Consider the following 11,942-nt stretch of genomic DNA (forward strand, 5'->3'; position numbering starts at 1 on the left):
CTCACTCCTTCCGCAAGAGCCCGTATCGCGCGAGCTTCCGGTACAGCGTCATCCTCGGGATCCCGAGGCTCCTCGACACCTCGCTCACGTTCCAGCGGGAGAGCTCGAGCGCGGCGCGGATCCGCTCCTCCTCGGCGCCCTGGTGCTCGGCGCGCGACCGGCCACGCGGCGCGGGCGCCGCGGCCGGCAGCTGGATGTCGGCGGCGCCGATCTCCGGGCCCGGCGAGAGCACGCACGCGCGCGAGAGCACGTTCTCGAGCTGCCTCACGTTGCCGGGCCAGCCGTACGACGAGAGCCGCCGGAGCGCGCCCCGGGACAGCCGGAACGCCGGGCGGCCCTGGCGCGCCGCGAGCTTCTCGACGATCGCCTGCGCGATCGCCGGGATGTCGTCCGGCCGGTCGCGCAGCGGCGGCAGGCGGATCTCGATGACGCTGACCCGGTAGTAGAGATCCTCGCGAAAGCGCCCCCGGGCGACCTCGTCCCGCAGATCCCGGTTCGACGCGCAGACGACCCGCACGTCGGCCACCGAGACGCTCCGGTCCGACCCCACCGGGCGGATCGAGCGCTCCTGGAGCGCGCGGAGCAGCTTCGCCTGCACGCCGAGCGGCACCTCCCCGAGCTCGTCGAGGAACAGCGTCCCGCCCCGCGCCGAGAGGAACAGGCCGCCGTGATCGCGGACCGCGCCGGTGAACGCGCCCTTCACGTGGCCGAAGAGCTCCGACTCGAGCAGCGCCTCGGGCAGCGCGGCGCAGTTGACCGCCACGAACGGCCCGTCCCGCCGCGGCCCGCCCGCGTGGATCGCGCGCGCGACGAGCTCCTTGCCCGTGCCGCTCTCGCCGGTCACCGTCACGGTCACGTCGCTCTCCGCGACGCGCTCGCAGAGCGCGAGCACCGCGCGCATCGGCGCGCTCCTCCCGGCGATCTCCGGGAAGTCGCGGCGCGCGTCCGCCCGGGTCCGCTCGAGCTCGTGCGAGAGCCGCTCGATCTCGTCGGCCTGCGAGCGCATGAGCTCCGCGACCCGCCGCTGCTCCTCCTCGAGGGCCCGCGTGCGGTCCCGGAGCTCGGCCATCAGCCTGCCGTTGTGCAGCGCGACCGCGATCTGGTCCGCGAACGCGCCGAGCAGATCCGCGTCGCCCTCCGCGAACTTGCCGCGCTGGAACCGGTTGTCGAGGTAGACGGCGCCGAGCACCGCGCCGTGCGCGCGGATCGGCACGCACACGATCGACCGGAGCCGCAGGCCGTGCACGGACGCGTTCCCGTGGAACCGCTCGTCGGCCAGCGCGTCGACCGTGAGCACCGCCTCCCCGCGCTCGACCACCCGCTTCGCGATCCCGTGGCTGAACTTGAGCTGGCTCTTGCCGACGCGCTCGCGATCGAGGTTCCGCGCGACAGCGACCTCGAGCCTGCCCTTCGCGTGGCCTCCCGGTTCCGGCGACGGCGACGGCGACGCGAGGATCACGAACCCCCGCTCGGCGCCGGTCAGCTCGATGGCCGCGTCCATGGCGAGGCGGAGCACCTCCTCCGCGTCGAGCGTCGAGCTCAGGCGCCGGTTCACCTCGAGCAGCTTCAGCACGAGCTCCATGCGGGCCCCCGGCGGCGCGGGCCCGCCGCGGAGCGCGGCCCGCCGCGGGTGCCGCCAGAAGATCTCGGCGAGCTCGGCGGGGAGCGTGCTCCCGATGCGCTCCCAGCACTCGAGCGCGGCCGTGCGGTGCCGCTCCGCCAGCGCCGCCGCCGACCGGAGGCGGAGCACCTCGGCCGACACCTCCTCGTGCTTCGCGTGGAGCTCGAGCTGCGAGACCCTCGCCACGAGGCCCGCGCCCCGCTGCACCTCCGCGAGGGCCGCGCCCGTGTCGCCGCGGGCCAGCGCGAGCTCCGCGCCCGCGGTCGCGTGGCGCAGCGCGAGGTCCGCCGCGTCCGCCTCCCGGAGCAGCGCCGCGGCCTCGGCCAGCCGCGCGCCCGCCGCGGCCCTGTCCCGCGCCGCGAGCGCGACCTCCGCGGCGTGGATCACCGCCTCGCACGCCTCACGCTTCGACCCGCGCGCCGCGTGGCCGGCGCGGGCCTCCTCGAGCAGCCGCGCCGCCTCGCCGAGCGCGCCGCGCGCGGCGGCGATCTCCGCGGCGAGCCCGAGCGCCGCCACGGCGATCTCCTCGGGGGCCCTCGGGCCCTCGGGCGCTCGCATCCGCGCGACGGCGAGCTCGGCGCGCTCGAGCAGGCCGACGTCCGCGTGGATCTTGGCGAGGTTGAAGCGCAGGGTCGCCTCGGTCCGCTCCTTGGCGAAGGCGATCGCCGCCCGGAGCCCGCGCTCGTAGCAGCGCAGCGCCGCGCCCCAGTCGCCGAGCTGGTGCCTCGCCGTCCCCAGGTTGAGCGCGGCCGTCGCGAGCAGGTCGCCGAGGCCCTCGGCCTCGGCCAAGTCGAGCGCCTCCTGGAACCCGCGCGCCGCCAGCGCCGCGTCGCCGGCGCGGTAGGCGTGGAGCGCGTGGTAGCTGAGCGTGCGGGCGCGGGCGCGGGGCGAGCCCGACGCCGGCCGCAGCGCGACGGCGCGCGCCAGGCTCTGGAGCGCCCCGGCCTGGTCGCTCAGGTACCCGAGCGCGAGGCCCAGCGTCTCGGCGAGCTCCGCGGCGGCCTCGCGCGCCTCGCCGCTCGCGGGCGCTCCCTCGACCTCGCGCGCCTCGCCGCTCGCGGGCGCTCCCTCGACCTCGCGCGCCTCGCCGCTCGCGGGCGCGCCATCGAGCTCGCGTGATCCGGGCGCCGCGAGCGCCGCGAGCGCCCCCTCCGCCTCGCGCCGGGCCTCGTCGTAGCGGCCGAGGCGCAGCAGGCAGCGCGCCGAGAGGCTCGCGAGCCGCCCGCCCCAGGGCCCGGGCGAGAGGGCCCGCGCGCGCCCGAGCTGCCAGAGCGCCCGCTCGACCTTGCCGAGCTTCTCGTAGCAGCGCGCCGCCCGGTACGAGAGCTCCGCGCCGACGCCGGCGGGCGGCCCCGCGCGCCTCGCCCGCGCGAGCAGCGAGAGCGCGCGCCGCGGGTCGCCGGCCGCCTCGATCGCGGACGCCGCGGCCACGAGCGTCCGCGGCGCCGGCAGGACCTCGCAGGCGGCGTCCGCCGCGCGCACCCAGGCGCGCGGCGCCCACTCGAGCATCGGCCCGGACGCGGCGAGCGCCTGTCGCGCCGCCTCGTGGTCGCCCGCGAGCACGAGCGCCCTCGCCCGGTCCGCCGCGCGCCGGCTGCGGACCGCAGGCGCGAGGGCCGCCTCGTCGGCGCCGCCGAGGTGGGCCGCCATCGCGGCCGCGACCTCGCGCACGACGCCCGCGTCGAGCCAGGGCAGGAGCGCCCGGGCTTGCCCGGGCTGGCCGAGGCGGAACCCCTCGCCGTCGAGCCGCGCGAGCCCCGCGGCCTCGAGCGCGTCGAGCGCCGCGCGCCCCACGCCGAGCGCGGCGGCGGCCTCGGGCCCGAGCGGATCCGCGACCGCGAGCGCCGCGAGGGCGCGCGCCTCGCCGCGGTCGAGCGCCGCGACGCGCCGTCGCCAGAGCTCCGGGGTGCCCGTCGTGTGGACGAACCTGTCGAGCTCCGCCTCGCTCAGGCTGCGCTGCGCCAGCGCGGCGCAGAGCTCCTTGAGCGCGCGCGGCCGGCCGCCGCTCGCGCGCAGGAGGTCCGACGTGCGCGCCGCCGTGGCGAGGGGCGCGGTCCAGACCCGGACCGCGTCCTCGCCGAGCGGGCCCAGCGGGAGCTCGACGAGCGCGCCGCCGCCCACGTCGAGCCGCTCCGCGGAGGCGATCAGCCAGAGGACGGCGTCGGTCGGCTCGGTCGATCGCACGAGCGCCTCGAGCAGCGCCCGGTCGTGCGCGCCCAGCCTGTGGGCGTCGTCGATCGCGAGCACGCGCGGCCGGCGCGGCGCGGGCAATCCGTACGAATCACGCGAATCCCGCAGATCGCGCGGATCCCGCGGGCCGCGCGCCGCTTCGCCCTCGCGCCCGCGCGCCCCCGCGAGCTCGCCGCGGGCCCCGAGCAGCGCGTCGACGCCGGCCGGGAGCGCCGCGCCGCCGAGCGCCCGGACCAGCAGCGCGCGCAGCGGATCGTCGCCGCGGGGCGCGCCCTCGACGACCTGCGCGCGGAGCTGCGCGCGCCACTTGAGCTCGCGGAACAGCCGCGATTTGCCCGCGCCTTCCTCGCCCGTGACGATCACCGCGCGCGGCCCGCGCTCGCCGCGGAGCAGCGCCTCGAGCGCCGCGCCGAACGCCTCGACCTCGCGCTCCCGGCCGACGATCTCGCCCGGCTCGCTCACGACGGCGGGCGCGCGCCGCGGCAGGCCGCCGGCGGAGAGGGCCTCGAGGACCTCCTCGACCCCGGAGGGGCGGCTCGCCGGATCCTCGGCGGTGAGCCGCTCGGCGAGGCGGCGAACGGCGGCGGGCGGCGCCCCGGAGAGGAGCGGGAACAGGGCCTCGAGCGTCCGCCCCACCGCGAAGAGATCGGAGCGCGCGCTCGGCGGGGCCCCCCGGAGGAGCTCCGGCGCGAAGAACCGCGCCGTCCCCGAGAGGTCCCCCGCGTCCGCGCGCATCCTCCGCGCCGCGCTGAGGTCGATGAGCACGCCCGCGCCGTCGTCCCGCACGAGGACGTTCTCGGGCTTGAAGTCGCCGTGGACGATGCCGGCGCCGTGGAGCCACCCGAGCGCGTCGAGCGCGTCGAGCAGCACGGGCAAGGCCGCGCGGAAGGCGCGCCCCCGCGCGTGCTCGGCCAGCGTCCGGCCGCGGATGAGCTCCGTCGTGGCGTACGTGAGCGGCTGGCCCGGCGCGCCGCCGGACGTCGTCCGGGCGAAGTCGTACGCGCGCGGGAGGCGCGGGTGAGCGCAGGCCGAGAGCAGCGAGAACTCCCGCCGGAACGCCTCGAGCGCGCTTGCGGAGCCGAAGCTCAGCGATTTCATCGCGACGTCGCGATCGAAGAGCCGGTCGCGCGCCTCGTAGACCGAGGCGAGCCCGCCGCGCCCGAGCGCGCGCACGACCTCGTAACGGCCGTCGACCACGGCCCCTGGCGCAATGCCGTGGTGTACCATCGGTACAATATGGTACATAATGGTACAATCGGGGGCCACGATCTCCGCGGAACACCGCGGATCGCATTGGCGCGACTCTTGAACAGAGGGGCGGCGTGATGCGCTGGCTTGCGGTCCTCCTCGTCGCTTGCGCCGCCGGGTGCGGGGTGAACCCCATCCCGGAGCCGCCCTTCGAGCGGCCGCCGGCGCTCGCCGGCGACGTCGTCGGCGCGGTGTGCGACGCGTGCGACGGCGCCCCGCTGGAGCTCACCGGCGCGCCCGGGACCGTGACCGACGCCGACGTGGTCTGGGCGGTGAACCTCGATGGGACCGCGCCCCCCGTCGTCGCGCCGGTCGCCGGCGACGGCAGCTTCGCGCTCGACATCGACGGCGTCCGGGGGGACGAGCTGCGCCTCCAGGCGCGGCGCGGCGCGCTGCGCTCCGAGCCGGTGGACCTCATCGCCGCCGCCGGCGCCCTCGAGCCGTCGCCTCGCCCGCTCGCCGGCTGCTTCGAGGTCGAGCGGGAGCTCGCCCTGCCCGAGGCGGCCGCCGGCGCGACCTCCAGCGGCGCCGTCGCGCTCGCGCACACCTGCGGCGCGCCGCTCGCGATCGACAGGATCGCGCTGCGCGCCCCGGCGCCCGAGTACAGCCTCGAGGGAACGGCGGCCCCCGTGGTCCTCGAGGCGGGGAGCGCCGGAGAGCTCCGCGTTGTGTACCGGCCGACCGGCGCCGCCGCGCGCGAGGAAGTGGCGCTGATCGAGGTGTCTTCACCGGAGGTCTTCCGGCGGGCGGTGACGCTCTTCGTGCCCGGCGCTCCCTGAGTCGACTCCAGCTCTCCGCTCCTCCGGGAGGCTCGAGACGGGCCTCGCGGGGGAGGTGCATCTCCCGACCCACACGAGAAAGATATGGAGACCAACATGCGAACCTGTGCCTTGTTGCTTCTTGCGGCCTCTTCGATCGTCGGACTGCTCGGCTGTCACCCTCCCACGGGCGGCGGCGGCGGGGCGTGCCCGGATCCGAGCGATCCGGGCGTCCACTACGTCTCTCAAGATCCGGACGAGTGCGCGCTCATCGACTTCGTCTGCGCGGAGGGACAGCGGCTGATGACCGAGCCCGGGTGCGGCTGCGGCTGCATCGACGAGGAGCCGCCTCCCCCCGCGTGCCCGGACCCGGGTGATCCAGGCGTCCGTTACGTCTCTCACGATCCGAACGAGTGCGCCCTCATCGACTTCGATTGCTCACCACCCGAGGAGCTCTTCTCCGGCGAGTGCGGCTGTGGCTGCGTCGGCCCCGCGCCGGAGGCCTGCCCTGACGCCGCGGATCCGGACGTCCGCTACGTCTCTCACGATCCGGAGTACTGCCACCTCGTCGACTTCATCTGCGCGCCGGGAGAGGCTCAATTCTCCGACGCGTGCGGCTGCGGCTGCGTCGGCCCGGCGCTCCCCGTCGGGCGCACTCAGGGCAACTGATCGCGCCCGCGCTCTGCCGCCCTGAGACAGGTGCTCGCGCGGCCGTCCCGCGGAGCCGGCGCCGCGCGTGAGCCTCGGCGGAAGCGGCCGCTCAGGATTGTTTACATGCGCGCACCCATCGCATCACGCAGGATCGAGCGGCGGCCGGTCGACGAGGAAGTTCTTGAGTCGTTTCATCGAGGACGGTGGTAGGCTCGCCTGGGGATCAGGGGGCGAACGCGACCGGGATGAAGACGGGGCCTGTCGATCAGGGCACATCGAAGGTGATCGGCGTCGCGTCGGTCTTCCTCGACAATTCCTTCAACGCAACGGCCTTTCGAGGCATGCACCGCGCCGCGCGCGCCCGGGGCTACGAGCTCCTCCTCATCTACGCGACGCCTCGGCGCGTCTTCGATCGCGGCGTGGCGCTTCGCCAGGTGGCCGGCTGGATCGCGATGTACAACATCGACGGCCTGGAGGAGCTGCTCTCCGACGGGAAGCCGGGCGTCATCTTCTGCGCGCCCCCGCTCGGAGCGCGCTGCCCGGTCGTCCGCGCGGAGAACCACGACTCGATTCACGTGCTCGTCGAGCACCTCCTCCGGCTCGGACATCGTCGGATCGCTTACATCGGCATGACGGGGTCGGACGATTTCCACGAGCGGAGCCGGGCATTCGATCAGGCGATGCGCGCGCGCGGGCTCGAGGCCGACCTCAACCTGCTCTCCGAGTTTCACGAGTGTACGATCTTGTATACCGAGCAGCGTTTCCACGAGCTGCTCGCGCGTAATGGCAAGTTCTGTACCGCGCTCGTGGCGGGCAACGACGAGATGGCGATTGGCGCCATCAACGCGATCCGGGCGCACGGCTACCGCGTGCCCGACGACATCGCCGTGGTGGGGTTCGACGACATCAACGCCGCCCAGCACTGCGATCCGCCGCTTACCACGGTCCGGCAGGACCCGGCGCTCCTCGGGAGCACGGCCGTCGAGCGGCTCATCGACTTGCTCGACGGCGTCCCCCCTCGTGAGCTCGTGACCCGCGGCCCGGCCGATCTGGTGGTGCGTCGCTCGTGCGGGAGCGGTCGCGCCGCGTGGAACGCCGCGCCGGTCGCGCCAGCGATCGAGGCGCCGGAGGGCGGCTGGCAGCGCGCGCTGACCCGGCAGATGAGCCTCCTTTTGGATGGGTCGGGGCGCCCGCCGTCCGGCGACGCGCCCCTCGGCTGGCCCGAGGCGGAGGTGATCGCGCAGGGCCTCGGCGCGGCGCTCGCCGGGGACGAGCCGCTGGACGTGGGGACGCTCCAGCGCGCCTTCGCCGCCGGGGTCGCGCACAACGACAAGATCGAGGTCCTGCTCGCGGTGGTGAAGCTCGTCGAGCAGACCGCCGCGCGGCGCCTCGCCGGCGCGCCGGAGCCGGAGGCCGCGCGCCGGCTGGAGACGTTCCTCGACCGCGTGCGGCTCGCGCAGCAGCGGGCCCTCGCCGCGTGGGAGCGGCGGAACGTGAAGAGCCTCGAGCGGCTGGTCCGCGCCAAGGTGCACATGAGCAGGCTCCTCGCCTCGAAGCACGCCTGGACCGAGGAGCGCCTGGAGTGGCTGGCGCAGACCTCCATCGGCGTCGGGTGCGTCGCGCTCTGGGCGGATGCGTCGGACAAGGCCGAGCCGGAGTTCCTCGTCCACTCCGTGTACCCGTACAACACGGACTTGACCGGGCTCGTGGGGCGCAGGTACCCGGCCGGCGACTTTCCGCCGCCCGCCCTGCGCGCGGCTGCCTTGCCGGACGAGCCGGGCGGCTATCTCCTGCTGGTCCCGCTCGTGAGCGCGACGCGCGACTGGGGGACTCTGGTGCTGGGAGGGCTGCACCTGGAGAGCTTCGTGGACAACCTCCATCCGCTGGCCATGTGGGTGTCGCTCCTGATCGCCGCGTTCGAGCACCATGACATGGAGGCCGCGCTGCACGCGGAGCGCGACATGCTGGCCGCCGCCTACGAGCGCGAGCGCGCGCTGGCGAGCACGGTGCGGGAGCTCGGCTGTCCCGTCATCCCGCTGCTGCCCGGGGTGCTGCTCATCTCGCTGATAGGCGCGATCGACGCCGCGAGGGCGCAGCAGATCATGGAGGCCGCGCTCTCTGGCGTCGCGCGAGAGGGGGCGCGGTGGGTGCTGCTCGACGTCACCGGCGTGCCGTATGTCGACGAGGCGATCGCGGCGGCGCTCGTGCAGACGGCGCAGGCGACCCGGCTGCTCGGCGCGCGCGTGAGCCTCGTCGGCGTCGGGCCCAGGATGGCGCAGGGCATGGTCGGCCTCGGGATCGAGCTGCGCGACATATCCGTCTTCCAGTCGCTGGCCGCCGCCATCAGCGAGCTGACCAGGTCAGAGAAGAAGACGAAGGCGAGGCGGGCAGAGTAGCGCCGCAGGGCGCGCCGAGATCGCCCGAATCACTCCATCAGGAGCCTCACCGCCGCGCGCCCGGCGGCCTCGGTCAGCCGCCGCATGTAGTCCCAGTTGAGCCGATCGACCCTGTCGCAGCGCTGGTGGTAACAGGGGTTGCCGTCATCGCCGAAGAAGTCCTGCGATATGGCCACGGCCGGCGCACCGTAGCGCCAGAACGCCGCGTGATCGCTGCGGTTCGTGCAGGCGTCCACCCGGGTCAGGCCGAGATCGCCGCCCGACGCGGCCTCCTCGACCAGCGCGGCCAGATCGGACGACGTGTTCTCGTTGCAGTGGATGACGTGGTAGTGCCCGTCGTCGTTGGAGTCGTAGCCTGTCATCTCCAGATCCAGGACGCCGACCACCTGATCCATCTGCCCGCTCCGGTAGAGCTTGCTCGCGTAGGCCCGCGAGCCGAGGAGGCCGTCCTCCTCTTGATCGAAGGCGACGACGCGGAGCCCGATGCTCAGCTTCGCGTCCTTGAGCGCGTGGGCGATGGCGAGCGACGACACGATGCCTGAGCCGTCGTCGTCGGCGCCGGCGTTGCTCATGGAGTCGTAGTGCGCCGAGAGGATGAGGACGCGCGACGGATCGGCGCCGGGCCTGTCCGCCGTCAGGTTGACGCCCCGGCTCCAGCCGCCTTGATAAGCGTGCTCCTCGACGGTGAACCCGATCGCCTCGTATTGCTGGCGCATCCAGGCGCGGGCGAGCGCGCGTCCGTCCTCGGAGCCGCGCTCGCGGATGACCGCCGAGCGGCCGCCGACGGTCACGGGCGCGGCGCCGGAGAGCTCCTTGAGCCGCGCCTCGAGGAACGCGGCGTCGATGTGGAGCTCGGGGAGCTCGGCGGCGTCGCCGCCGAGCCGCGCGCGCGTCCCGGCCGGAGCGCGGGTCGCCTGCCCTGCCGGAGCGCGCGACAGGGCCACCTCGTGCGCCCCGATCGGCTCCGCGTGAAGGCGGTGCGAGCCGAGCCAGTCATGGGGGTCGCGGCCCGTCGGGACGGCGACGGCGGCGATCCCGCCGACGCGCGCGCGCTCGCCCGGGAGCGCCGCGCTGGGCAGCGGCCCCTCCACGAGGTAGAGCGAGGCCCCGCGCTCTTCTCTCAGAGTGACGCTCTGCCGGGCGTCATCGACGCTGGCGCGGGTCACGACGACCTGGCCAGTCTCTGTCGCGAGCCGGTTCAGGAACGTGCTGACCGTATCCTTGCCCACGTGCGAGACGTGGATCTCTCCGGCCGCCGGCGCGCCCGGATCTCCGGACGCGCACGACGTCGAGACGAGCGCAAGGGCGGCCCACAGCGCGGCGACGGCGCTCGAACGATTGCGGCAGGTTGTCATGGCGTCTTCCCCTTTCGGCGACACCGTACGGATCTCAAACGGATTATCCAAGCACTATCTCGCGATGAGTCGAGCTTTGGATCGAGCCGCGTCAAATGCAATGAGGGACACACGAGCGCTCCACCGGAGCTCTGGAGTCATGGTCCAGCTCGTCAGTCCGTGAGCGATGACGAGGCCGCTCGGCCTGTTCGCGCAGACGCGCGGCCCGCCGTCCGGCGCTCCAGTCTTCGCTCCGCGTTTTCCTGTATCCCAACGTTTACGTGGACGTTTACGTTGGTTCGGTCACTCTTCGGGCGGGGTCCCGTCTCGCAGCGAGAGCTGACCTCGCCGGCAGATATCGATGGCGGACGCGAGGATGCGCATCGCCTCCTGCGGCGCGTGGAAGCCGGACGAGTTCTCCGCCTCGGCGAAATCGACGAAGAACTGACATTTCCGCTGCGCCGCGCGCGGCCCCGCGAGCGCCTCTTCGGCCATCCCGGCCTCCTTCGCCCGGCGGATATCGCTGATGAGCGCGGTCACGGCGTCCATCGCCCGATTGCGCGCCTCGAAATGGCGCGACTGGATCGTCTCCACGCGCTGCCGGAGCTCGTCCTCGGGCCACTTGTGGCACGTCTGGCACGCGCGGTTCACGTTGAGGAGCGGGCTCTGCACGTGGTGATCGCTGATCTTCGTCGCGCCGACCCGCTGGTAGGGCATGTGGCAGTCGGCGCAGGCCACGCCGGAGCGCGCGTGGACGCCCTGATTCCACATCTCGAACTCCGGGTGCTGCGCCTTCAGCACCCTCGCGCCCGACTCCGCGTGCGTCCAGTCCGAGTGGCCGCTCTCCTCGTAATAGGCGTAGATCTCGTCGACCTTGAGGCCCTTCGCCCACGGGTACACGAGGCGCTTCTCCGGGCCCTTGAAGTAATACTCCACGTGGCACTGGCCGCAGACGTACGAGCGCATCTCCTGGCGCGTGGCCATCGTGTTGACGTCGTAATCGGCCTCACCCATCGACGCCTTGAGCGCGCGGATCCCCTCGATGAACCCCGGCCGCGTCACCCGGAGCTGCATCGACTCCGGGTCATGGCAATCGATGCACGAGACAGGGTGCGTCACCAGCTTGCGCGCCTCGGGGAAGGGCATCTGGTTCATCGCCTCCCACCCGCGCATCAGGTCGCCGCCGCCGAGCTTCTTGTACGGCACGTACACGGACGCATGGCAGTGAATGCAGGTGCCCGGCTGCTTCGCCGCGATCTGCCGCTCGGTGTACACCTGATCCTCGAGCATGTGGGCGTGCCCGCGCTCCTCCCGGAAGTCGCGCGCGAAGGCGTAGCCCGCCCACATCGTCTTCAGCCGCCCGTCCTCCTCGAGCTTCGATTGCGCGACCACGCTGCGCGGATCGGCCTCCGTCGGCGTGCGCGGCACCGCCTCGCTCCCGCCGAAGCGCGTGCGCTTCTGGTCGACCGTGCGCCGGTAGCCGTCGTACTGGAGGGGGAAGTTCTTCCCCCAGACGGCCGGGTCGTCCATCGTGTCGTCAAGCTCGACGACGCGATAGAACGGGCTCTTCGCCTCCTGCTTGTGCTCGAAGATGTTCACCAGCAGCGCGGCGATCCCGGCGGTCGCCGCCGCCGCGGCCAGCGCCGCGAGCGGCAGGTAGCGCCAGCGCGCCGGCGGCCTGCCGGTGGGCGCGCTCTTCTGCGTGGATCCTTCGTCCTTCGGCTCCGTCATCGATTCCATCCCT

Annotated in this window: 6 protein-coding genes; 3 read left to right on the forward strand and 3 right to left on the reverse strand. The window is 74.0% G+C overall.

Annotated elements, in window-relative coordinates; genetic code table 11:
* Position 1: 1 nt before the first annotated feature.
* A complete protein-coding gene (locus tag WMF22_RS07850) occupies positions 2 to 5,038 on the reverse strand; it encodes a sigma 54-interacting transcriptional regulator (protein ID WP_438035364.1) in 5,037 nt (1,678 codons plus the stop codon).
* Between the two features lie 98 nt (positions 5,039 to 5,136).
* Here WMF22_RS07850 and WMF22_RS07855 point away from each other — a divergent pair, with 98 nt between their 5' ends.
* The 3 genes from WMF22_RS07855 (at position 5,137) to WMF22_RS07865 (ending at position 8,864) form a co-directional block, all read left to right on the forward strand.
* Positions 5,137 to 5,838 (forward strand): hypothetical protein, encoded by a 702-nt coding sequence (locus tag WMF22_RS07855; protein WP_438035365.1) that lies wholly within the window; start codon positions 5,137 to 5,139, stop codon positions 5,836 to 5,838.
* Between the two features lie 96 nt (positions 5,839 to 5,934).
* The gene (locus tag WMF22_RS07860; RefSeq protein ID WP_437298490.1) at positions 5,935 to 6,486 is read left to right on the forward strand and encodes a hypothetical protein; all 552 of its coding nucleotides are present in this window, start codon (positions 5,935 to 5,937) and stop codon (positions 6,484 to 6,486) included.
* 227 nt (positions 6,487 to 6,713) lie between these two features.
* Positions 6,714 to 8,864, forward strand: coding sequence for a substrate-binding domain-containing protein (locus WMF22_RS07865; protein ID WP_438035366.1), 2,151 nt, complete (start codon positions 6,714 to 6,716; stop codon positions 8,862 to 8,864).
* Between the two features lie 29 nt (positions 8,865 to 8,893).
* On the opposite strand, the gene WMF22_RS07870 is transcribed toward WMF22_RS07865, so the two are convergent.
* The gene (locus WMF22_RS07870; RefSeq protein WP_437298492.1) at positions 8,894 to 10,219 is read right to left on the reverse strand and encodes a M28 family metallopeptidase; all 1,326 of its coding nucleotides are present in this window, start codon (positions 10,217 to 10,219) and stop codon (positions 8,894 to 8,896) included.
* 282 nt (positions 10,220 to 10,501) lie between these two features.
* Positions 10,502 to 11,929, reverse strand: a complete 1,428-nt coding sequence (locus WMF22_RS07875; RefSeq protein ID WP_437298493.1) for an ammonia-forming cytochrome c nitrite reductase subunit c552 — start codon at positions 11,927 to 11,929, stop codon at positions 10,502 to 10,504.
* Positions 11,930 to 11,942: the final 13 nt, after the last annotated feature.

The sequence above is a fragment of the Sorangium sp. So ce204 genome, from assembly GCF_051526795.1.
In the GTDB taxonomy this organism is placed as follows: Bacteria; Myxococcota_A; Polyangia; order Polyangiales; family Polyangiaceae; genus Sorangium; species Sorangium cellulosum_B.